Raw genomic sequence first — 22,844 nt, forward strand, 5'->3', positions numbered from 1 at the left:
AACGTCTTCAGCGGTTGTCGGCAGCGGTATTGCCACAGTGGGTAACCCACTTCTACGTTCTTCACACGCACCACTTCTACGTGCGTAGACCCATTCCGCCACAGTGAGGAGGGGTACATGAGCCGCACCGTCATCCACGGCGGTCTCGTCATCACCGCGTCCGACGAAATCCACGCCGACGTACTCATCGAGGGCGGCCGCGTCGCGGCGCTCGCGGAGCACGGCAGCGACGCGGCCGACGGCTGGAGCGCCGACCGGAGGATCGACGCCACCGGCAAGTACGTGATCCCGGGCGGTGTCGACGCGCACACCCACATGGAGATGCCGTTCGGCGGCACCTACGCCGCCGACACCTTCGAGACCGGCACCCGCGCCGCCGCCTGGGGCGGCACCACCACCATCGTCGACTTCGCCATCCAGTCCGTGGGCCGCCCGGTCCGCGAAGGGCTCGACGCCTGGTACGAGAAGGCCGACGGCAAGTGCGCCGTCGACTACGCCTTCCACATGATCCTCTCCGACGTGAACGAGTCCTCGCTCAAGGAGATGGACCTGCTGGTCTCGGAGGGCGTCACCTCCTTCAAGCTGTTCATGGCCTACCCGGGCGTCTTCTACAGCGACGACGGCCAGATCCTGCGCGCCATGCAACGGGCCTCCCACAACGGCGGCCTGATCATGATGCACGCGGAGAACGGCATCGCCATCGACGTACTCGTCGAACAGGCCCTCGCCGAGGGCCGCACCGACCCGCGTTACCACGGCGACGTCCGCAAGGTCGCGCTGGAGGCCGAGGCCACCCACCGCGCCATCCAGCTCGCCCGGGTCGCCGGCTCCCCGCTCTACGTCGTGCACGTCTCCGCCGACGAGGCCGTCGCCGAGGTCGCCGCCGCCCGCCACAAGGGGCTGCCGGTCTTCGGTGAGACCTGCCCGCAGTACCTGTTCCTGTCCACCGACAACCTCGCCGAGCCCGACTTCGAGGGCGCCAAGTACGTCTGCTCCACCCCGCTGCGGCCCCGGGAGCACCAGGAGGCGCTCTGGCGGGGGCTCAGGAACAACGAACTCCAGGTCGTCTCCACCGACCACTGCCCCTTCTGCTTCTCCGGGCAGAAGGAGATGGGCCGCGGCGACTTCTCCAAGATCCCCAACGGCATGCCCGGGGTGGAGAACCGGATGGACCTCCTGCACCAGGCGGTGGTGGACGGACACATCTCGCGCCGCCGCTGGATCGAGATCGCCTGCGCCTCCCCGGCCCGGATGTTCGGCCTCTACCCGAAGAAGGGCACCATCGCCCCGGGCGCCGACGCCGACATCGTCATCTACGACCCGGCGGCCGAACAGACCATCTCCGCGAAGACCCACCACATGAACGTCGACTACTCGGCGTACGAGGGAAAGCGGATCACCGGCCGGGTCGAGACCGTCCTGTCGCGCGGCGAACCCGTCATCGCCGGACGGACGTTCACCGGCCGGGCCGGACACGGCATCTACACCCCGCGCGCCACCTGTCAGTACCTCGACTAGGAGCACCGCATGGACTTCGGAATCGTCCTCCAGACCGACCCGCCCGCCTCCGCCGTCGTCGAGCTGATGCGCCGCGCCGAACAGAACGGCTTCCGCTACGGCTGGACCTTCGACTCGGCGGTGCTCTGGCAGGAACCCTTCGTCATCTACAGCCGCATCCTCGAACACACCGAACGGCTCGTCGTCGGCCCCATGGTCACCAACCCCGGCACCCGCACCTGGGAGGTGACCGCCTCCACCTTCGCCACCCTCAACGACATGTACGGCAACCGCACCGTCTGCGGCATCGGGCGCGGCGACTCCGCGATGCGCGTCGCCGGACGCGCCCCCAACACCCTGGCCCGGCTCGGCGAGGCCATCGACGTCATCCGCGACCTCGCCGAGGGCCGCGAGGCGACCGTCGACGGGCAGGCCGTCCGCATCCCCTGGGTGAAGGACGGCCGGCTGCCCGTCTGGATGGGCGCGTACGGCCCGAAGGCCCTGGCCCTCGCCGGACAGAAGGCCGACGGCTTCATCCTCCAGCTCGCCGACCCCTTCCTCACCGAATGGATGGTCAAGGCGGTACGGCAGGCCGCCGCCGACGCCGGCCGCGACCCGGACGCGGTCACCATCTGCGTGGCCGCACCGGCGTACGTCGGGGACGACCTGGCCCACGCCCGCGACCAGTGCCGCTGGTTCGGCGGCATGGTCGGCAACCACGTGGCCGACCTGGTCGCCCGGTACGGCGAGCACTCCGGCATGGTCCCGGACGAACTCACCGCGTACATCAAGGACCGGCAGGGCTACGACTACAGCCACCACGGCCGGGCCGGGAACCCCGACACCGCCTTCGTCCCGGACGAGATCGTCGACCGGTTCTGCCTGCTGGGCCCCGCCGAGGCGCACATCGAGAAACTGCGGGCCCTGCGCGACCTGGGCGTCGACCAGTTCGCCGTGTACGACATGCACGACGCGCGCGAGGCGACCATCGACGCCTACGGCGAACGGATCATCCCCGCCCTCACCGACTGACCCCCGTCCCCAAGGTCCCCGCACCCCCCACGGTTGTACGCGCCCCGCCCCGCACGGCACCGCTCCCGAGCGAAGGGTCCAAGCCGCCATGACCTCGACCGTTCCCCCGCCCCCGCCGCAGGATCCGATACCCGGCGCGCCCGGCCCCACCGGGCGTGTCGGGCTCGACCCCGGCGCCGTTCCCGCCGACAACCGGTTCGTCAACGAGGACCTGTTGCCCGTCCCCCTGGAACGGCGCCGCTGGACCACGTACAACTTCGCCGCGCTCTGGGTCGGCATGGCCCACAACATCCCGTCCTGGCTGCTCGCCTCCGGGCTGGTGGCGCTCGGCATGGACTGGAGACAGGCCGTGTTCACCATCGCGCTGGCCAACCTGATCGTGCTCGGGCCGATGCTGCTCACCGGGCACGCCGGACCCAAGTACGGCATCCCGTTCCCCGTGCTGGCCCGCGCCTCGTTCGGACTGCGCGGCGCCAACCTGCCCGCGCTGATCCGGGCCGCGGTGGCCTGCGCCTGGTTCGGCATCCAGACCTGGATCGGCGGCGTCGGCATCTTCACCCTGCTCGGGAAGATGTTCGGCGGCTGGGCGCAGGCGTCCGTGATCGGCGGCCAGCCGTGGACGCTCTGGCTCTGCTTCCTGCTCTTCTGGGCGCTCGAACTCGCCATCATCTACCGGGGGATGGACGCCCTGCGGCGGTTCGAGAACTGGGCGGCGCCGTTCGTGATCGTCGGTGCCGTGGTGCTCCTGGTCTGGGTCGCGGTCAAGGCGGGCGGCTTCGGCCCGCTGCTCGACCAGCCCTCGAAGCTCGGCTGGGGGCGGGACTTCTGGCCGGTCTTCTTCCCCTCGCTGATGGGCATGATCGCGTTCTGGGCGACGCTCTCGCTGAACATCCCCGACTTCACCCGATTCGGGGCCGGCCAGCGCGCCCAGATCCGGGGCCAGGCGCTCGGCCTGCCGACCACCATGACGTTCTTCGCGCTCCTCTCGGTCCTGGTCACCTCCGGATCGCAGGCCGTGTACGGGGAGGCCATCTGGGACCCGGTCCAGCTGGTGGCACGCACCGACAACGTCTTCGGGCTGCTCTTCGGCCTGGTGACGGTGCTGGTCGCGACGGTCTCCGTGAACATCGCGGCGAACGTGGTGTCACCGGCGTACGACCTGGCGAACCTCGCGCCCCGGTTCATCAGCTTCCGCACCGGGGCCCTGATCACCGGGGTCGTCGGGGTCGTCATCATGCCGTGGAAGCTCACCGAGACCCCCGAGCTGTACATCTTCACCTGGCTCGGGCTGGTCGGCGGACTGCTCGGGACGGTGGCGGGCATCCTGATCGCCGACTACTGGATCGTCCGCCGCACCGTGCTCGACCTCCCGGACCTCTACCGCCCCGGCGGCCGCTACTGGTACGTCAACGGCTGGAACTGGCGGGCCGTCGTCGCCTTCGCCGTCGGCGGTGTCCTCGCGGTCGGCGGCTCGCACTCCGCGCCGGGGGAGGGGCCCTTCCCGGCCGACGGGCTGATCCCGGCCCTCGAACCGCTCTCCGACTACGGCTGGGCGGTCGGCCTGGTCTCCTCGCTGGTGCTGTACGTGGTGCTCAGCGGCCGGTCCGCCGTCACGTCGGGACCGACGAACGGTCCAGCAGCGCGTTGATGTCGTACGTCCGGTCCGGCGGCGGCGTGGCCGAGGGCACCGGCTTCCCGAAGCCGGAGAGGTCCACCACCGCGTCCGCCCCGCCGCCGTGGACCGTGATCCGCACCGGGTACGGCCGCCCCGTGGCCGCGACGTACGTCGTCCACGTCCTGCCCTCCCGGGTGCTGGTCAGCGGGATCACCGGGGCGCCGTCCAGCGTGGTGCGCGGGGCCTTGCGCAGCCCCGCCGGGTCCTGGTGCGCGACATCGCCCGCCAGCTGCCCGAAGACGACGGGGTCGCAGCCCTCGGTCAGGGGGCGCAGCCGGGGGTCGGAGGCCGGGGCCCTCAGGTAGCGCCCGTTCAGGATCGCGGCGAAGGCCGCGCCGCCGTCGGGGACCTGGCTCTTCCAGAAGTCCGAGTCCGGCTTCACCCAGACCTCGTCGCCGTGCTTCACGATCCGTGCCGAGCCCTGGCCGCCGCCGAGCCGTACCGACCCCACGCAGTTTCCCGACCGGTCCAGGACGACGTCCAGCGACTTCGCCGGCCGCCCGTCGCCGAGGTCGCCGCGGGCGGTGACGCGCAGGGAGTCGACGCTCAGCAGGGCATCGCGGGAACGCTCCGCGATCCGGCGTGCGGAGAGCGTGTCGATCCCGTTGTCCGCCCGGGCCGCACCACTGCCGAGGAGGCCGTTGCCGCCGAGGAGGCCGCCGGTGAGACCCAGCACGACGGCCGCGGTCCGGGCGGTACGGCGGGTGGCGTGGTGTCCAGCGGTCACGTCGCCTCCCTGAAGCCCGCTGCCGGAGGCTCGTCGGGTCCGGTCCGGTGCCCTCCGACGGTTCGAGCGTACGTCCGGGCCGGTGCGGACGCGCGACGGGCGCCCCGGCACGGTGCGCACACAGAGTGATGTTTTGCCGTGTTTTGGGCCATTGGGGGCCGGGGAGGTCGTCGGCGCACCGAGTCCGTCACCAGCGAAGGGGAACACGCACATATGAAGCTGTCGAGGGGGAGTCTGTCCAGGACCGTGCTCCGGGGTGCCGTCACGGCGGGAGCGGCCGCCGCGCTCGCGCTGCCGGTGTCCGTCGTCACGGCCACGACGGCCGCGGCGACACCGCCGGGCCTGTCCTGCGACACCGGGAAGCACGCGGTCGACGACTACACCGGCTACGCGCTGTGCAGCAACGACGGGGGTGCGACGCAGACCTTCTGGGTGCACCTGGTCTGCGGCTGGGCCCCGGACGTGGACGGGGAGCACGTGACCCTCGCCCCCGGCCAGTCCGGCCAGTCCACCGCCCACTGCGCCGACATCGGCACCGGAATCGGCGAGATCAGCGTCCAGCCGTAGGACGCCCAGCCCAGGGGCCCTTGCCGGACCGGATCTCCTGGTCCCGTCCGGCACGGGCCGCCTCAGGCCCGCCGCGCGCTCCGCTCCAGCAGCGGCGGCAGCGCGACGGCCAGCCGCTCCCGCAGTCCGTCCGGACCGCCCGCCACCCACGGGTGCGCGGCGTGGAAGACGGACCAGTCCACCAGCCAGTCCCGCACCGGCGCGGGCGTGAACCCCCGCGCGTGCGCCCCCAGCACCGTGCGCAGCAGCCGGGGCGGCAGCACCGTCCGCCCGTACTCGGCGAGCAGCACCGCGTCGTACAGGTCCTTGGCGCCGGATCTGCCCTCCGCCTCCTGGTCCTCGGCGAGCCACAGCAGCTTCCAGGCGAGCGAGAGCCCCGGACCCGCGGTGCGGACCGGCGTCGGCGGCCCGCCGTCACCCCGGGGGCAGGCCGTCCACACCGGGGCCTCGGGCAGCCGCTCGTCCCGGGCGAAGTCCATCCGCACCTCGCCCGGCGGCAGCCCGTCGGCCTCCCAGGGCACCACGACCCGTATCCCGGGCGTCTCGTACTCCCGGTACAGCCACTCCTCGTCCAGGGACACCCGGAGCGGATCGACGCGTATCCCCTCCGGCAGCGGCGGACCGGCCCGCAGCGCGGCGGCCACCTCCTCGTCGAGGTCGGGCGACACACCCAGGTCGTCGGGGCCCGCCCGGCGCAGCCCCTCCGGCGCGAGGACCGGCCGGGCGCCGCCCGTGGCATGGCACTCGCCGTCCGTCAGCAGCTCCGGGGCGGCCGCCCCGTGCGCCGCCTCCGGCCACTGCTGCACCGCCTCGATGCCCGCCACGTACGGATACGGATCGAGCGGATCGGGAAGATCCGCCCCCGGCCGCGGCACGATCCAGTCCAGATCGCCCGGCTCCCGGGCCGCGGCGCCCACCCACGCCCGGAGCGGCACACTGCCCCGCAGGACCAGGCCCTCGCCCAGGGGCGAGCCCGCGACCACCTGGAGCAGATGGTCCAGGACCGCGCGCCGGGCGGCCCGCCAGCGCGGGGCGAGCGCCGCGTCCGAGAACTCCGGCTCGCCGGGAACCGGCCGGTCCCAGCCGCTCACCGCGCGGCCCCGACCGGTGCGTCCAGCCAGCCCGCGTCCACCGAGGGGCGGTCGTCGTGCACGACGAACTCCTCCTCCACCTCCAGCACATCGAGCCCGGCCCCGCGCAACGCGCCGAGCAGGGCGTCGAGTTCGGCCCGGGCCCGGGGGCGGCCCACTCCGTGGCAGCGCTGCGTGACGAACCGCTCGTGGCAGCGGGGGCCGGTGAGGCGGCGGGCGTTGCGCGACAGACGCGCACCGTGCCGCTCGGCCACCTCCCGGGCGACGGCCACCTCCGGCTCACCGGAGAGCAGCAGCTTGACGTGATGCTCGAAGTGGAGACCGGGCGGGAGCGCGGCGGCCTCGGCGGAGCTGCCCGGTACGTCCGCGTTCCACGGAGCGGCCTCTATCTTCACCCGCACGACCGGGAAACCCGCCGCGCCCAGCTCGGCCGCCCACCGAGTGGCGGCGGCCCGTCTCCCGGAGAGCGAACCCCGGCCACGCTCGGTCAGCATCGGCTGGTCGGGGGTGGCGCCGCCGTCCAGCACGATGTGCGTGAGCCCGAGACCGCGCTCCCGCGCCCAGCGCTCCAGCCGGTCGAGCCCCCGACCGGACCCCGCCCCGCCATCGGCGACGGGTTCGGGGCGCACCGTCAGATGCGTCTCGAACTCGCCCTCGAACTCCGCTTCCACGGACCCTCCCCGTCGTACGTCCCCTGACCGTCTTCCGTCACCGAACGTAGCAAGGCCCACTGACAGTCCCCGCGAGCGCCTCCCCACCCGCCGCGGGCACTTTCCTCCGAACGGTTGAGCGGAGCGCACCCCAGTCGTTACCCTCCGGTAAGTTCGTTCGGGCGTACGGGTCCACCGCGCCCCGCGCACCGTCGTACGTGTCTGCCGATACGAGGAAGGCGGTCAGCCCATGTCCTCACCGCACACCGCGGAAACGACCGGACCGGCCGCCCCGGCGGGCCTGGCCGACAGCGCCCGGGAACTGGCCGAGGGCACCACCACCTCGGTCGCGCAGGTGTCCGCCGCGCTGGACCGCATCCGGGCGGGCGAACACCGCCTCAACGCCTTCCGCCAGGTGCGCGCCGAGGCCGCGCTCGCCGAGGCCGCCGAGGCCGACCGGCGGCTCGCGGCGGGGGAGCGGCTGCCGCTGCTCGGGGTTCCGGTCGCGGTCAAGGACGACACCGACGTCCTCGGGATGCCCACCTACTTCGGCTGCGACGGCGACCTGCCCGCAGCTACCGCCGACAGCGAGGCGGTACGCCGGCTGCGGGCGGCCGGCGCCGTGATCGTGGGCAAGACCAACTCCTGCGAGCTCGGCCAGTGGCCGTTCACCGAGGGCCGCGCCTTCGGCGCCACCCGCAACCCGTGGCACACCGGCCACACCCCCGGCGGCTCCTCCGGGGGCTCCGCGGCGGCCGTCGCCGCCGGGTTCGTACCCGCCGCGCTCGGCTCGGACGGCGCCGGGTCGGTCCGTATCCCGGCGGCCTGGACCCATTTGGTCGGCATCAAGCCCCAGCGCGGCCGGATCTCCGTCCACCCGCACTCCGACGCCTTCCAGGGCCTGACCGTCAACGGCCCGCTCGCCCGGACCGTCGCCGACGCCGCCCTGCTGCTGGACGCCGTCGCGGGGTCCCACCCCGACGACCCGCACCGCCCGCCGCCCGTCGCCGCCTCGGCCGCCGCCCGCCGCGAACCCGGCCGGCTGCGGATCGCCCTCGCCTGGCGCCCCCCGCTCACCCTCACCGGCTCCGCCCCCCATCCCGACGTGCGCCGGGCCGTCCTGGACCTGGCCCAGGCCCTCGCCCGCCTCGGCCACGACGTCGAGGCCGCCCGGCCCCGGTACGGGCTGATCGGCCTCGGCTTCGTCCCCCGCGCCACCGCCGGGATCGCCGAGCTCGCCGCCCGCCACCCCGCGCCCGCCCTCCTCGACCCGCGCACCCGCAGCGCGCTGCGCACCGGCACCCGGCTCGGCGGCCGGGTCGTCCGGGCGGCCCGGCAGCGCGAAGTGCACCAGCACCGCAGGATCGGCGCCTTCTTCCGCAGCCCCGGAAGCGACGGCCCCGGCTACGACGTCCTGCTCACCCCCACGACCGCCCTGCCCCCGCCCCCGATCGGCAGGTTCGACGGGCTGAGCGCCTGGCGCACCGACCTGGCGATGGCCGAGACCTGCCCGTACGCCTGGCCCTGGAACGTGCTGGGCTGGCCGGGCGTCAACGTACCGGCCGGGTTCACCTCCGCCGGGCTGCCCGTCGGGGCGCAGCTGCTGGGCCCCTCCCGCAGCGAGGAACGGCTGATCTCCCTCGCGGCCCAGCTGGAGGCCGACCGCCGCTGGTACGAGCACCGGCCCCCGGTCGCGTAGGGACCGGCCGGGGCCCCGCCGCCCGCCGTTTTGTTCGCGCCCCGGTGCGTGAGGCGCGAACATGGACAGGGAACGGAGGGATGGTGGCCGGCATGGCGTGTCCAGGTCCGCAGCCGGAGCCCGGCGAGGGGCCCGCCCGGCCCCGCACCGCCGGGCCCGCCTACGACACGGCGAGCGACGCCACGGTGGTGGTCGCCGGGAACGGCACGGTCGTCGGCTGGACGCGGAGCGCCCAGGACCTCCTCGGGTACCGCGCCTCCGAGGTGGTCGGCCGGTCCGGCGGAGCCCTGCTCGCCATAGCCGAGGACCCCGTCCGGGTGGCCGGGATCGCCGAGCGCTGCCGTGCGGGTGTGGGCTGGCGGGGCGTCGCCGACGTGCGGCGGCGCGACGGCGGCCGGATCGAGCTGGACCTCCGGGTCTCGGCCTCCTTCCACATGGACGGCCGGGAGTGCTTCCTGGTCTCCGGGCGCGAACGGCGGCCGGAGCGGATCGTCGGGCAGTCGGTGCTGGACGCCTTCCTGGCCGGATCGCCCATAGGCATGGCGGTGCTCGGCCCGGACCTGCGCTACGTCTGGATGAACGACACCCTGGAGCGCTTCAGCGGCGTACCGCGCGAGCACCGCGTGGGCCGCACGCTGGGCGAGGTCCTCCCGGGGCTGGAGGCGGATTCCATCGAGACCCTGATGCGCGGCGTGCTGGAGACCGGCGTCCCCGTCATCGACTACGAGTACCTGGGCTGGACCTGGGCCGATCCGCGCCGCGAACGCGCCTACTCCACCTCGTACCTGCCGCTGACCGACGGCGACGGGCGGGTCACCGGCCTCTGCTACATGGTGCTGGACGTCACCGACCGGTGGAACGCCCAGCAGCGGCTGGCCCTGGTCAACGACGCCGGCGCCAGTATCGGCTCCACCCTCGACGTGATGCGCACCGCCCAGGAGCTGGCCGACTTCGCGGTGCCGCGCTTCGCCGACCTCGTCCTCGTCGACCTGCTGGAACCGGTCGTCAGCCCCGACGACCCCGGTACCTGGCCCACGGGCGTCGGCCTGTCCGGCCCGGAACTCGCCCGCACCGCCACCACCCCCGCCTCCGCCGCCGGGCGCCCGCGGATGCGCCGGGCCGGGATGCGCTCCGTGCGCGAGGGCTGCCCGGAGGCCGTCAGCCGGATCGGCGAGCCGGTGGACTTCCTGCCCCCGCCCCACGGCCTGCGCTTCCTCGCCGAGGGCGAACCCGTCCTCATCCCCGTGCTCGACCCCGACGACCACGCCTGGGCGGCCGACCAGCCCGCCCGCGCGGCGAGCATCCGCGCCCACGGACTCCACTCCCTGATCTGCGTGCCGATGAGGGCCCGGGACACGGTGCTCGGACTGACCACCTTCATCCGGTCGGACACCCCCGCCCCCTTCGAGCCGGACGACGTCCTGCCCGCCCGCGAGATGGTGGCGCGGGCCGCCGTCTGCGTGGACAACGCCCGCCGCTACACCCAGGAACACACCTCCGCGCTGACCCTGCAGCGCAGCCTGCTCCCGCACACCCTGCCCGGCGGAACGGCCCTGGACGTGGCCTCCTCCTACCTCCCGGCGGACGCCAAGGACGGCGTCGGAGGCGACTGGTTCGACGTGATCCCGCTCTCCGGGGCCCGGGTCGCCCTGGTCGTCGGCGACGTCGTCGGCCACGGCATCCGCGCGGCCGCCACCATGGGCCGGCTGCGCACCGCGGTCCACACCCTCGCCGACATGGACCTGCCGCCCGACGAACTCCTCGCCCACCTCGACGACCTGGTGCTCCGCCTGAGCGACGAAGAGCCCGAGGGCGACGGACACGGCGGCCCCCCGGCGCTCGGCGCCACCTGCCTGTACGCCGTGTACGACCCGGTCACCCAGGGGTGCACCATGGCACGGGCCGGACACCCGCCGCCCGTGGTCGTCGCCCCCGACGGACGCGTCAGCTTCCCCGAACTGCCCGCCGGGCCCCCGCTCGGCCTGGGCATGATGCCCTTCGAGACGGCCCGGATCACCCTCCCCGAGGGCAGCCTGATCGGCCTCTACACCGACGGGCTCATCGAGGGCCGGGACCGGGACGCCGAGCTCGGCATGGACCGCCTCGGCGGCGCCCTCGCCCAGCGCGGCCTCTCCCTGGACGCCCTCTGCGCCCGGGTCGTGGAGGAGCTCGTCCCGGTCCCGCAGCCCGACGACGTCGCCCTGCTCCTCGCCCGTACCCACGAGCTGAGCCCCGACCACGTCGCCTCGTGGGAGATCCCCACCGACCCTGCCGCCGTCGCCGGGGCCCGGGCCGAGGCCGCCCGGCGACTGAGCGACTGGGGCCTGGACGAGCTGGCGATGACGACCGAACTGATCGTCAGCGAGCTCGTCACCAACGCGGTGCGCTACGCCACCGGCCCGATCCGGCTCCGGCTGCTGCGCCAGTCCGTGCTGACCTGCGAGGTCTCCGACACCAGCAGCACCTCGCCCCGGCTCAGGCACGCCCGCACCACGGACGAGGGCGGCCGCGGCCTCTTCCTCGTCGCCCAGCTCACCCGCCGCTGGGGGACCCGCTACACCTCCAACGGCAAGATCATCTGGACCGAGCAGGAGATCCCCGCCGGATAGCCCCGGTCCCTTCCGGGGCCGGTCCTCACGGCACCCGGGCGACCCACTCGTCGGTGGCGAACTTGGTCCGCACCAGCGTCTCGGCCCGGGCCATCTCCTCCGCCGTGACCTCGCCGCCGGTCAGTCCGTAGCGGTTGCGGAAGGAGGCGATCATGTTGTCGATCACCTGCTCCCGGGCGAGGCCGGTCTGGCGGCGGAGCGGGTCGACGCGCTTCTTGGCGCTCCTGGTGCCCTTGTCGGAGAGCTTCTCCTTGCCGATCCGCAGCACGTCGAGCATCTTGTCGGCGTCGATGTCGTACGACATCGTCACGTGGTGCAGCACGGCCCCCGGCCCGCCGTCCGGGCCGACCATCCGCTTCTGGGCGGCACCGGCGATCTTCCCGGCCTCGGTGGCGATGTCGTTCAGGGGCTGGTACCAGGCCTTGATGCCCATGTCGCCGAGCGCGCCGAGCACCCAGTCGTCGAGATACGCGTAACTGTCCGCGAACGAAAGCCCGGAGACCAGGGCCTCCGGAACCGAGAGCGAGTACGTGATCGTGTTGCCCGGCTCGACGAACATCGCGCCGCCGCCGGAGACCCGCCGGACCACCGTGACCCCGTGCCGCTCGACGCCCCCGGGATCGACCTCGTTGCGCAGCGACTGGAAGCTGCCGATGATCACGGCGGGGGAGTCCCACTCCCAGACCCGGAGCGTCGGCGGGCGGCGCCCCGCGGCGACCTCGGTGGTGATGACCTCGTCGAGCGCCATGTGGAGCGCGGGCGACTGCGGGGACTCGTGGATGAGCTGCCAGTCGTAGTCGCTCCACTCGGTCGCGTGGGCCAGCGCCCGCCGGACCGCGATGCCGACGCCCTCCGCGGTCAGCCCGAGCATGACGGCCGAATCGGGCAGCGCCGCCGTGACCCGGGCCGCCAGCCCCGCGGCGTCCGTCGAAGCGGGCGCGCCCTCCAGGGCGCCGTCGATCGCGAGGATCGCCTCGTCGGGCTCCAGGAAGAAGTCCCCGGCGACGCGCACATCGCGCAGTACGCCGTCCTCGACCTCCAGGTCCACGACGACGAGCTTGCCGCCGGGCACCTTGTACTCGCCATGCACGGTTTCGATTCCTTCCAGGGCGGCGGCGCGGTGACCGGGCCCGTCTCTCAGACATCAGGGAAAGACACGTACATAATGCGCATCGCACTCTAACGCCCGATCAGGGCGGGCGGCCGCCCGCCCCCGCCGCCCGGCGTCACCCCCGCGCCGTCCCCGCGAGCCGCCCCCGGGCGGCGGCCTGGATCGGGGAGGGGCCGATCGCCCATTGGAGGACGCGGCCGACGGCTGCCGCCAGGGGGCGGTCCCAGGCGGCGCGGACGAGGGCCGGACGGCGGATGCCGAGTTCGGCGCGGGCCCAGCCGGGGAGGAGGCCGACCGAGGCGTTCATCAGCAGGTGCACGACCAGCCGCTCCCGCCGGGTGCGTCCGAAGCGGCGGAGGAACCGCACCGAGTCCAACGCGGCCTCGGTGGCGTGGAGTTCGGGGCGGAGGCGGGTGAGGTGGCGCTCGGCCTCCAGGGAGGTGAGCGGTACGTTCCGTGCGCCCAGCGCCTCGGCCATGGGGGCGGCCCGGCGGTAGTAGGCGTCGCACTCGGCGGGGGTCAGCCGGAGCCGCCGGGGCGCGTAGGCCTGGTGGCCGGCGAGGAAGCTGTGCACCTCGGCGGTGTGCACCCAGGTCAGCAGGTCGGGGTCGTCCGCACGGTACGGGCGGCCGTCCGGGGCGGTGCCGTGCACCCGGGTGTGGATCCGGCGGACGATGCCGATCACCTCGCGGGCGGCGGCCGAGGAACCGAAGGTGGTCGCGGTGATGAACCGTACGGTCCCGTTCAGCCGCCCCACCGGATCGGCGCGGAAGTCGGAGTGCTGGTCGACCCCCGCCATGGCCAGCGGGTGCAGCGACTGGAGCATGAGCGCGGCGAACCCGCCGGTGAGCATCCCGGTGGCCTGTCCGTGCACCCGCCACACGGGATCCCCGGGCGTGATCCCAAACAGCCCGGGATCGCCGGGCGGCCCGGCGTACCGTTCCAGCTTGAGGTCCCCGCCGTGCATGGTCGCGGTGAGTTCCGCCCCGATCCGCTTCCGCAGTCCCACCAGCACAGCCAGCACCTCCAGGGCCCGTTCACCTCAGCCGAGGGTACCGACCCGCCCGGCGAGCACGGCCACCAGGACGAGCAGTCCGCAGAGGGGGTTGGTGGCGAACGCCCGTCCGCAGCTCCCGGCGTCCGCGGGGTCGGCCCGCCAGACCTGCCACCCCAACTGCCCCGCGACCACGCCCAGTCCGGGCCAGAACAGCGGGCCGAGCCCGGCCGCCACCCCGAACCAGCCGAGCAGCACCACGCACCCCGCGTACACCCCGCCCACCAGCACCCGGCTGTGCCGCCCGAGCAGCACGGCGGCCGACCGCACCCCGGCCCGCACATCGGCCTCCCGGTCCTGGCAGGCGTAGATCACGTCCGTGCCCACGGCCCAGCAGATCAGCGCCCCGTACAGCACCCGTCCCGGCAGTCCGAACCCTCCGGTGAGCAGGACGTACACCAGCGGCACCGTCCAGTTCATGGTGATCCCCAGCCACACGTGCGGCCAGTGGGTGACCCGTTTCATGTACGGGTACACCGCCGCGAGGGGCGCCCCGGCCGCCGCCCACACCACGGCCTCCACGCTCCAGAACCCCATCACCAGCGGAGCGGCGGCCCCCACCGCGAAACACAGCACCAGCGCCCGCCCGGCCGCCAGCCGACCGGAGGCTACGGGGCGCCCCGCCGTGCGCGGCACCTGTGCGTCGAACCGTGCGTCCAGCACGTCGTTGAGCCCGCAGGCGGCTCCCCGCGACAGCACCCCGTACACCAGGAGCATCGCCCCGAGCAGGACCCCGTCGCGCGGTCCGGCCAGCGCCCCCAGGGCTATCCAGCCAGGCACCACCAGCAGCCAGGAACCCACCGGCCGGTCCAGTCGTAACAGCTCCAGGTACGGCCGCGTCCCGGCGGGGCTCCGGGCCACCAACCGGGCGGCGGGGCGCGGGAGTCGGAGTTGTTCGGGGGTGCGTGAGGTGATGGTCATGCCGATCCGTGTCCCTTTCCCGGGGGCGTGCCGATCGGCCCAACCTAGGCGTTCTCCGCCCCAACACTCCGGCGCCCCGAAGGGTTTGCCGTCGAATCCGGTGGTGGCGCACCATCAGTTCCCGGAGGTGTACGTGCACGGGAAGACACCCGTAATCCGCGCTTCGGGAAACCGGCGCAGTGTTCTTCCGCGGCCGTCGGCGAGCCGCGCCGTCCCGCCCGCACGTCCGGGGCCGCCCGCCTGGGCCGCCCCGTCCTATGCGATCAGGAGTCAGGAATCATGGCCTTACGCACCATGCTTGTCACCGCTCTGCGCGCCGTGCTCGTCGCGGCGCTCGTCCCGCTCGCGCTGGTCACCGGAGCCGCGTCCGCGCAGGCGGACACGGCCCCGTCCGTGCGGGGGGTGACCATCCAGGGCGACAACAGCCAGGCCTCCGTCGACGGTGTCGACGGCGTGCGCGCCACCGGTGACGGGAAGGACTGCGCGTACCTGCGTGTGTGCCTGTACACCGGCCCGAACATGACGGGCACCCGGTTCGACCTGTACCAGTGCGGCGACTACCGGCTCGTCCAGTGGAACGGGGCCGGCTCGGTGTGGAACAACCAGACCTTCGACACGACCGCCGTCTTCATGAACCGGCAGTTCACCGTCATCGGTTCCGTCCGGGGCCGGGACTCCAACGGCACCATCTACGGGTACACCTCGTATGACTTCTCCCCCGTCTGGTACGTCCGCCCCTGCTGACAACATGACCGAAGGACGTGCGCCCCGGCCCCTCGCGGTCCGGGGCGCGTGTTGTACGTCCTTCGGCCGGCATACCGGCATGCGGTTCTTCCCCAACCCGATTTCCGAAGAATGGCTTCGCCCGTATTCCGCCGACGGCCGCGCATGGAAGTGGCCGGGAATCCGAACGTTCTCGGTCAGCTCCCGCACGTATCGCCGTCGGACGGAAATCCCCGTCGCATATCGCGGGGGCATACTCCGAAACGCCGCCGGAATGCCGTGCTGAGGGCGCTGGAGGATGAGAATCCGGAGGCGTGGGCCAGTTCGGTGATGGTCAGGTGCCGGTACGCGGGCGTCCGCAGCCGGTCCTTCACCAGCCGCAGCCGCTCCTCCCGGATCAGCTCGCTCGGGGTCGTCCCGGCGTGCTGGAGGGCCAGCTGGACCTGGCGGAGCGACCAGCCCAGGGACCGCGCCACGGTGGCACCGGTCAGGCAGGGGTCGGCCACGTGCTCGCGGACGTACCGGCGGACCACCGTCTCCACCTCCGGCAGGCGGCCCGACGGGGTGGGCCGGTCGTCGCCCATGACGAGCAGGCACACCAGCTCGACCAGCCGCTCGGCCACCGCGTCGAACTGGCTGCTGGTCAGGGTGGAGCGTTCCTCGTGCAGGACGGCCAGCATGTCGCCCACCACCCGGCCGAGGCCCGAGCCGAGACCGAGGCGCACGGCGAGCGGCGACGACCGGTTCAGGCGTCCGTTCACCTCCCGGGCGGGGATCGACAGGATGAACGCCCGCGCGGAGGCGTCCTGCAGCAGCTCGAACGGTGCGCTGAACGTGAGGAGACTCCCGGTCCCCGGTGCCAGCCGCAGCTCCCGCTCGTCCTGGCGCAGCACCATCTCCCCGGAGACCGGCAGCACCAGGCGGTAGTCCTCGTCCGGTTCGTGCCGCGCCTGACGCGCGGTCCGGGTGTACTCGATCGTCTCCGACCACCACTGGACGAGCTGGTAGGTGTCGGTGTGCTGGCGGACCGTTCCCGCGTGGAAGTCGTCGGTGCGCGAATACCGGTAGCTCATCCGGCCCTGATACGACGTCACATGGGCGCCCCAGAATTCGGCGCGGTCACGTGACGTCACGTCCTGGGTGGTGCATGAACTCACCGTGTAGGTTCCCGAGGCCATCGAAGACACCTTTCACCCAGGTCTTCCCACCGTCTCACCGTGCGCGTACCCGCATCCGGTTCTCGCGCTCATGGCATGAGTCCATCCAAAGGCGCCGCAATAGCGTAGTGGACGACAGTGGGGCCGGGCAGTGTGCAAAGGGCGGCGCGTTCCGCACAGGTGTGCGCCGAATTCGCTCCGCTGCGCGCCGCGGCAACTTTTGTACGCGCACGCGCAATTCCGGATGCGCGGCCGCGTCCTACGGTGGCCGCAGGGGCCGCCGCGCGCGAGGGCGCGCCGGATCCCGGACGGCCGAGGAGCCCATCAGCCCCGCATCGCGCGCCGGACCCCTGATCACCCGAGGTACGAGCACCTGACTGAGGACCGAGATGGCACATGACGAACTGATCCGGAATCCGCACGCGCGCGAGCGGCGTGCGACGCCCCGTGCCGCTCGCACGGGCCCGGCGGGCCGCGGGGCCCGGGGGTTGGCGGCGGCCGCGGTGGCCGCGTTCGCGGGAGTGGGGGTGTTCGGGACCGGGTCCGCCGCCGCGGACCCGGCGGCGCCCGCGCTCCGGTACACCTGCTCCGTCTCGAAGGAGGAGCAGCGGCGGGGCGAGGTGAGGATCGACGCGGACGTCCCGGCGTCGGCCGTGGTCGGCGAGGCCACCCCGAAGTTCGTCATCCACGCGACGGTGCCGGTGAGCGCCGCCGACGCGGGCGAGTTGCGCAGACTCGGTGTCACGGAAGTCTCGGGCACCGTCGACGTACAGGCCCGGGTCACGGCACCGGGCACCGGCGACACCCCCCTGACCGTACGGTTCCGGGTGGCCAGGACCAGCGTTCCGGCGTCCGGGGCGTTCGCGGTCAAGGCGACCGGGAACGCACCGACACGCACCTTCGACACACCGGGCCGGGCGACGATCGCCGTCGGCGACCTCAAGGCGCAGGTCAGCGCGCGCATGGGCCTGGTGACCATCCAGATCGGCCTGCCGTGCAGCCTGGACCCCGGCCAGAACGACGTCGTGGCGTCGCTCGACGTCACCGAGAAGGGCGGGGCGACGACCGGACCGGCCCCGTCCGGGACGGCCGGCACGAGCACCTCCGGCACCACCGGGGCGTCCCAGGGCCAGGAGGAGGACGGGACGAAGCCGGACACGGCCGGGGAGAAGCCGTCCGGCTCCTCCGGCGCCATGGCCGAGACCGGTAGCCGGGGCACCGGGACCCTGATCCCGCTGGCGGTGGGGTCCGCAGCCCTGGGTGCCGTCGCCTGCGCGGCCGTGGCCCTCTTCCGTTTCCGCTCGCGTTCCAGGTGACGGGAGGGATGTCCCTCGCGATGCGGCAGCCGCGCCGGGGCTGGCTGGTGCTGACGGTGGTGACCGTGGGGGCGGCGGTCGCCGTGGCCGTACGGGCGGGGACCGGGGACGTGGATCCGGGCGGGCTGGTGCTCGGGGCGGCCGGCCTGGTACTGACGGTCGTGAGCCTCTATCAGGCGGGGGTGGCCCAGGCGGGCACGGACACCGACGCCGCCCCGCTCGCCGACCGTCTCGCCGTCGTCATCAGGAAGCACGAGGAGGAGGTCCACAAAGGGCTTCTGGGCAGCAGTACCGACACCATCGACCTGGAGTTCGGCTTCCTTCCCTCCCCGGCCCACCGCGGGACGGGGGCGGCACCCCACGGCACATTGAAGGACGTCGCCGCCTACTACAGCGCGCTCCGCCCCGGCCGTCTCGTCGTCACCGGGGCTCCCGGAGCCGGCAAGACCGTCCTCGCCCTCCACCTCATGCTGCGCCTCCTCACCGACCGGAGACCGGGCGACCCCGTCCCCGTACGGCTGTCGCTGTCCACCTTCGACCCGCGCCGCGACAGCCTCGACACCTGGCTCGCCGAAGAGATCGCCCGCGCCCACCGGCTGCGCCCCGCCTCGGCGGCCGCCCTCGTCGATGCCCGCCTGGTCCTTCCCGTGCTCGACGGGCTCGACGAGATGGACGCCAGCGAGGCGCCCGGGCGCGGCTCCCGCGCCGCCGCCGCCCTGAAGGCGATGAACGCCTATGTCCACGGCGTCGTCAAGGGACAGCTCATCCTCACCTGCCGCCACGGCGCCTACAACGCCCTGGAAGCCGCGGGCCTGTGGGCGCGGGACGCCTCCCGGATCGACATCGCCCCCGTGGGCCTGGCCGCGACCGAGGCGTTCATCGCCGCCCGTGCCGAGGACCCGTGCCGCTGGACACCGGTCCTCGAAGCCCTCCGCGCCGCCCCGACGGGCCCGCTGGCCCGAGGCCTGTCCACCCCCTGGCGGCTGACCATCGCCCTCGCCGTCTACGACGAGTCCGGCCCCGACGACAACTGGGCCCACGACCCCCGGGAACTGTGCGATCCCGCCCCGGAGACCCCGGAACAGGTCCGGGACCGGCTGCTGCACCTGTTCATCCGCGACGCCCCCGCCACGGGCGGCGGGAAGGCGCCCTACACCCGAAGGCAGGTGGACACCTGGCTGACGACTCTCGCCCGCTACCTGCAGGCGAACAACGCCGGCACCGGCGAAGTGGCCGGGCGGCGCCTGTCCGGCACCGATCTCGTCCTCCACGAACTGTGGCCGCTCGCCGGGCCCCGCCGCGCCCGCACCGTCCATGTCCTGCTGACCGTCGCGGTGTGGGCCGCCGCCGATGTGTCCGCCGCCCTGCTCGACGACTGGCGCGTGTACGTGAGGAACGTGGCGCTCATGGCGCTGGGCGCCCTCCTCGTGGCGGGTCCTCCCTGGCCCGTCCCGTCCCGGCTGGAACGGGTGACCGTCGGGACCGGTACCGGAAGACGCCAGCTCCTGAACGGGATCGCGGGCGGCCTCTTCTGGGGAGGGATCGTCGTCGTGCTCGACATCGGCGATGTCGTCGGACTGACGATCGGGCTCGTGTACGGGGCGGTGCTGGGGCTCCTCGGCGGGGCGTTGGTCGGCTCCGGGCTGGCGGGCGTGCTCTCCGACCTGCCCGAGATCCGTACGGAACGGGGGAACACATCGCCCCGGGCCATGGTGAAGGACGACCTCATGACCGGGATCGTGACCGGCCTCGTGGTCGGGATCGGGTTCATCCCGTTCTACTGGTACGCGCTCAGCCCGGTACTCGCGCTCGGAGCGGTGCTCATCTACCTGGTGCTGTTCGGGCTCGGCGGCGGGCGCGCGCTCGCACTCCTCTACAACCGGCTGTTCCGCTGCGGGTTCCGGGGCACGCTCGATCTGCTGTTCAGGCCCTGGCGGGTGTTCGGCCCGCTGCTCAGGACCGGCGCCGGTCCCGCCCTGGGCGCCGCGGGCACCCGCTACGTGGTCCTTCTGCTCTGCACACGCGGCTGGTGGTCGGACCGGGCGCTGCCCTGGCGCCTGGGGCGCTTCCTCGACTGGTGCTGCGGCGCGGGGCTGATGCGTACCGCCGGGACCGCGTACCAGTTCCGCCACCGCGAGCTCCAGGAGTTCCTCGCGCGCGGCTCCGGCCCGGCAGGTGGCTCCGGCGCGCCGGGCGGCTCCGCTTCCGGGTGAACGGCGCGCCCCGGACGGCGCGGCCGGTCGCCGGGGCCCGATCGGCCCGGTGACCGGCCGCGCCGTGTCAGGCGTGCGGTCCCCGGTCGTTCTCCGGGGCGCTGGAGGCGTTCCGGGCGACGGTCTCGCCCTGGATGACCCGGGGCGTGCCCTGCGCCGCCGCGGGGTCCTGCGGCTCCTTCATCGCCTTGGCCTCGGCCTTCAGGATGCGGGCCGACTTGCCCGCGGAACGGGCCAGTTCGGGGAGCTTCTTGGCGCCGAGGAGAAGCACGACCACGATCAGGACGACCGCGAGCTCACTGATGCCGAACATCAGTCGTCACCGTCCTCGTCGTCGCCCTCGAAGAAGTCCCCCACCTCGTCGACGACTTCGGCGGCGACCAGGCCGCCGACGACACCGACCGCGAGCCCGGCCGCGCCCACCGCGACGGCCGTTCCGAGGCCCGGACCGGAGCGCCGCTCCCCGTCGTGGTGGTCGTGGTGGCCGGCGTACGGGTCGCCGTGCCCGTACGCGGAGCCCTCCGCGTACACCGAGTGGTGCGCGGCCAGTTGCTGGAGCCAGCCGTCGACCAGGGCGGTCCAGTCCTGGTGGTGGATGCCGTCGTGCGCGACGGTGAACCGGGTGAGCGCGTCGTGCCCGCCGCGCCGGTCGGCCTCCAGGACGACCTCCATGCCGCCCGCGGTGGCCAGGAAGGTCACCTCGATCTCCTTGAACGCGTACGCGTACTGCGGCGACGGGGACAGCTCGATCTCCTGGTAGAAGGGGAGCTGCTGACCCGTGCCGCCGATCCGGCCGGCCTCCAGGTCCGCGGACTTGAAGCCGAAGCCGAGCTGCCCGAACGCTTCGAGGACCGCCTCCTGCACCGGCAGCGGCCCCACGACGAGCTGATCGAGATCGCCCTTGTCCCTGGCCCCGGCGACCGAGAGTTCCGTGCGCACGCCGAGCACGATGCCGAGATCCTGCCCGTACAGCTCGGTGACGGGTGTCTCCCACGGCAGTGCCACCGTGAACGGCACGGTGCGCTGCTCGCCCTCGGCCAGCCGGAAGCCGCCGCCGACCGTGAACCGCTCGAAGGCCACGACGTGTTCGTCCTCGCCCTCCGCGTGCTCGGCCTCCACCCGGGCGACGAGTTCCAGCGTGATGTGCGTGATGTCGAAGTCGGCGTTGCCGCCCTTGAGCCGGACCTCACCGGACAGCGGGCCGCCGGGGGCGGTCGCCCCGGGGGCGAGGACGGTGTCGACGGTGGGCCCGCCCACGCCGAGCGAGCCGAGCAGTCGTTTGAACACCATGGAGGCGTCCACTCCCTTATGTGCGTACGGGGGAGTCCGGGAACGCCGACGACGGCTCCCGTTCTCTACAAACGTGTAGAGCATAGGGCCGCCGAAGGGGCTTCTCCTGGCCGTGGGGGCCCGAGTGGCGGGAAAGTCCGAAAAGGATCGCCCAGGTGGTCCGAAGGGCCGCTTGACGTGCGCGTTTTGCCGTGCTTTTACTGCTCTTTTGCTGTACGGAGTGATGCGGAAACGGGTGCGGGGCCGTGCGGTGTGTACCGCGCGGCCCCGCACCCGTTCCCCGTCCCGGGGGTCGTCAGCCCTTGCGGGTGTTGATCTCCTCGGTGAGCTGGGGCACGACCTGGAAGAGGTCGCCCACGACGCCGTAGTCGACGAGGTCGAAGATCGGGGCCTCGGCGTCCTTGTTGATCGCGACGATCGTCTTCGAGGTCTGCATGCCCGCCCGGTGCTGGATCGCGCCCGAGATGCCCGAGGCGATGTACAGCTGCGGCGAGACGGACTTGCCCGTCTGCCCGACCTGGCTCGCGTGCGGGTACCAGCCCGCGTCGACCGCAGCCCGCGACGCACCCACCGCCGCACCCAGCGAATCGGCCAGCGCCTCGATCACCGCGAAGTTCTCCGCACCGTTGACCCCGCGACCGCCCGAGACCACGATCGCCGCCTCCGTCAGCTCCGGACGCCCCGTCGACTCACGCGCCGCACGCGACACCACCCGCACCCCGCGCGACAGCTCCGAGAACCCCACCTCCAGCGCCTCGACCGCACCCGCCGCCGCGGACGGCTCCACCGGCGCCGAGTTCGGCTTCACCGTCACCACCGGCACACCCCGCGACACCCGCGACCGCGTCGTGAACGACGCCGCGAACGCCGACTGCACCGCCACCACACCCCCGTCCACGACCTCCACGTCCACCGCGTCCGTGACCACACCCGACCCGACCCGCAACGCCAGCCGCGCCGCGACCTCCTTGCCCTCCGCCGACGACGGCACCAGCACCGCCACCGGCGACACCACCGCCACCGCCGCCGCCAACGCGTCCACCTTCGGCACCACCAGGAACTCACCGAACTCCGGCGCCTCCGACACCAGCACCCGCACCGCACCGTGCTCACCCAGCACCGACGCCGTACCACCCGCGCCCGCACCCACCGCCACCGCCACCGGCTCACCCACCCGACGCGCCAGCGTCAGCAGCTCCAGCGTCGGCTTACGAACCGCACCATCCACATGATCCACAAAAACCAGAACTTCAGCCATGAGACTTCAGACTCCCGCGACTAGCAGAGAACAACAGAACAGGACACGACACGCACCACAGGCACCACAGGCACCACGGGCACGACAGGTGCAACAGGTGCAACAGGCGCAACAGGTGCGACAGGCACGGCGCAGGACCCCCGGAAACCCCGGGACGACCCCCGCCCGACCGGTCAGATGAACTTCTGACCCGCGAGGAACTCCGCCAGCAGACGGCCCCCCTCACCCTCGTCCTTCACGACCGTGCCCGCCGA

19 protein-coding genes and 1 pseudogene are annotated in these 22,844 nt (G+C 73.2%); 9 read left to right on the forward strand and 11 right to left on the reverse strand.

Translation table 11 applies throughout. The features are described 5' to 3' along the window. The first annotated feature begins 117 nt into the window (after positions 1-117). From hydA to ACIQGQ_RS18360, 3 genes are all read left to right on the forward strand, one after another. Entirely contained in the window at positions 118-1,518 is a 1,401-nt protein-coding gene (gene hydA / locus ACIQGQ_RS18350; RefSeq protein ID WP_402396827.1) for a dihydropyrimidinase, read from the forward strand. Positions 1,519-1,527: 9 nt separating this feature from the next. Continuing rightward, the gene (locus tag ACIQGQ_RS18355; RefSeq protein ID WP_402396830.1) at positions 1,528-2,529 is read left to right on the forward strand and encodes a TIGR03842 family LLM class F420-dependent oxidoreductase; all 1,002 of its coding nucleotides are present in this window, start codon (positions 1,528-1,530) and stop codon (positions 2,527-2,529) included. A gap of 88 nt (positions 2,530-2,617) precedes the next feature. Further along, on the forward strand, positions 2,618-4,177 hold the full coding sequence (locus ACIQGQ_RS18360; RefSeq protein ID WP_402396833.1) for an NCS1 family nucleobase:cation symporter-1: 1,560 nt from the start codon (positions 2,618-2,620) through the stop codon (positions 4,175-4,177). Here ACIQGQ_RS18360 and ACIQGQ_RS18365 read toward each other — a convergent pair. After that, on the reverse strand, positions 4,140-4,931 hold the full coding sequence (locus ACIQGQ_RS18365) for a hypothetical protein (RefSeq protein ID WP_402396836.1): 792 nt from the start codon (positions 4,929-4,931) through the stop codon (positions 4,140-4,142). The genes ACIQGQ_RS18360 and ACIQGQ_RS18365 overlap by 38 nt on opposite strands. Before the next feature lie 213 nt (positions 4,932-5,144). Between ACIQGQ_RS18365 and ACIQGQ_RS18370 the strand changes: the two genes are divergently transcribed. After that, on the forward strand, positions 5,145-5,498 hold the full coding sequence (locus ACIQGQ_RS18370) for a hypothetical protein (protein WP_402396839.1): 354 nt from the start codon (positions 5,145-5,147) through the stop codon (positions 5,496-5,498). A 62-nt stretch (positions 5,499-5,560) separates the two neighbouring features. On the opposite strand, the gene ACIQGQ_RS18375 is transcribed toward ACIQGQ_RS18370, so the two are convergent. Further along, positions 5,561-6,589, reverse strand: coding sequence for a nucleotidyl transferase AbiEii/AbiGii toxin family protein (locus tag ACIQGQ_RS18375; RefSeq protein WP_402396842.1), 1,029 nt, complete (start codon positions 6,587-6,589; stop codon positions 5,561-5,563). Next, positions 6,586-7,260, reverse strand: a complete 675-nt coding sequence (locus ACIQGQ_RS18380; RefSeq protein ID WP_402396844.1) for a hypothetical protein — start codon at positions 7,258-7,260, stop codon at positions 6,586-6,588. Before ACIQGQ_RS18380 ends, ACIQGQ_RS18375 begins: the two co-directional genes overlap by 4 nt. Before the next feature lie 229 nt (positions 7,261-7,489). Between ACIQGQ_RS18380 and ACIQGQ_RS18385 the strand changes: the two genes are divergently transcribed. Both ACIQGQ_RS18385 and ACIQGQ_RS18390 read left to right on the forward strand, forming a co-directional pair. Further along, positions 7,490-8,938, forward strand: a complete 1,449-nt coding sequence (locus ACIQGQ_RS18385; RefSeq protein ID WP_402396846.1) for an amidase — start codon at positions 7,490-7,492, stop codon at positions 8,936-8,938. A gap of 92 nt (positions 8,939-9,030) precedes the next feature. After that, positions 9,031-11,547, forward strand: a complete 2,517-nt coding sequence (locus tag ACIQGQ_RS18390) for a SpoIIE family protein phosphatase (RefSeq protein WP_402396849.1) — start codon at positions 9,031-9,033, stop codon at positions 11,545-11,547. Between the two features lie 25 nt (positions 11,548-11,572). Here ACIQGQ_RS18390 and ACIQGQ_RS18395 read toward each other — a convergent pair whose 3' ends face one another. The 3 genes from ACIQGQ_RS18395 to ACIQGQ_RS18405 form a co-directional block, all read right to left on the reverse strand. Further along, on the reverse strand, positions 11,573-12,637 hold the full coding sequence (locus ACIQGQ_RS18395; RefSeq protein WP_402396852.1) for a biotin/lipoate A/B protein ligase family protein: 1,065 nt from the start codon (positions 12,635-12,637) through the stop codon (positions 11,573-11,575). A 136-nt stretch (positions 12,638-12,773) separates the two neighbouring features. Further along, entirely contained in the window at positions 12,774-13,673 is a 900-nt protein-coding gene (locus tag ACIQGQ_RS18400) for an oxygenase MpaB family protein (protein WP_402396855.1), read from the reverse strand. Positions 13,674-13,700: 27 nt separating this feature from the next. Continuing rightward, on the reverse strand, positions 13,701-14,633 hold the full coding sequence (locus ACIQGQ_RS18405; protein ID WP_402396858.1) for a 4-hydroxybenzoate octaprenyltransferase: 933 nt from the start codon (positions 14,631-14,633) through the stop codon (positions 13,701-13,703). A gap of 279 nt (positions 14,634-14,912) precedes the next feature. Between ACIQGQ_RS18405 and ACIQGQ_RS18410 the strand changes: the two genes are divergently transcribed. Then, positions 14,913-15,377 (forward strand): peptidase inhibitor family I36 protein, encoded by a 465-nt coding sequence (locus ACIQGQ_RS18410; RefSeq protein WP_402396861.1) that lies wholly within the window; start codon positions 14,913-14,915, stop codon positions 15,375-15,377. 176 nt (positions 15,378-15,553) lie between these two features. Here the strand turns inward: ACIQGQ_RS18410 and ACIQGQ_RS18415 are convergent, their stop codons facing one another. Further along, on the reverse strand, positions 15,554-16,534 hold the full coding sequence (locus ACIQGQ_RS18415) for a helix-turn-helix domain-containing protein (protein WP_402396864.1): 981 nt from the start codon (positions 16,532-16,534) through the stop codon (positions 15,554-15,556). 506 nt (positions 16,535-17,040) lie between these two features. Between ACIQGQ_RS18415 and ACIQGQ_RS18420 the strand changes: the two genes are divergently transcribed. After that, positions 17,041-17,829, forward strand: coding sequence for a DUF6801 domain-containing protein (locus tag ACIQGQ_RS18420; protein ID WP_402396866.1), 789 nt, complete (start codon positions 17,041-17,043; stop codon positions 17,827-17,829). Between the two features lie 8 nt (positions 17,830-17,837). Then, positions 17,838-20,042: an NACHT domain-containing protein gene (locus tag ACIQGQ_RS18425; RefSeq protein ID WP_402396869.1), complete on the forward strand. Its 2,205-nt coding sequence runs from the start codon at positions 17,838-17,840 to the stop codon at positions 20,040-20,042. Positions 20,043-20,109: 67 nt separating this feature from the next. On the opposite strand, the gene ACIQGQ_RS18430 is transcribed toward ACIQGQ_RS18425, so the two are convergent. The 4 genes and pseudogenes from ACIQGQ_RS18430 to ACIQGQ_RS18445 form a co-directional block, all read right to left on the reverse strand. Further along, positions 20,110-20,355, reverse strand: coding sequence for a twin-arginine translocase TatA/TatE family subunit (locus ACIQGQ_RS18430; RefSeq protein WP_402396873.1), 246 nt, complete (start codon positions 20,353-20,355; stop codon positions 20,110-20,112). Continuing rightward, the gene (locus tag ACIQGQ_RS18435) at positions 20,355-21,332 is read right to left on the reverse strand and encodes a sporulation protein (RefSeq protein WP_402396876.1); all 978 of its coding nucleotides are present in this window, start codon (positions 21,330-21,332) and stop codon (positions 20,355-20,357) included. Before ACIQGQ_RS18435 ends, ACIQGQ_RS18430 begins: the two co-directional genes overlap by 1 nt. Before the next feature lie 295 nt (positions 21,333-21,627). After that, positions 21,628-22,590: an electron transfer flavoprotein subunit alpha/FixB family protein gene (locus ACIQGQ_RS18440; protein ID WP_402396879.1), complete on the reverse strand. Its 963-nt coding sequence runs from the start codon at positions 22,588-22,590 to the stop codon at positions 21,628-21,630. A gap of 173 nt (positions 22,591-22,763) precedes the next feature. Beyond that, a pseudogene (locus tag ACIQGQ_RS18445) lies at positions 22,764-22,844 on the reverse strand (electron transfer flavoprotein subunit beta); the annotation flags it as partial.

The sequence above is a fragment of the Streptomyces sp. NPDC092952 genome (assembly GCF_044754785.1).
In the GTDB taxonomy this organism is placed as follows: Bacteria; Actinomycetota; Actinomycetes; order Streptomycetales; family Streptomycetaceae; genus Streptomyces.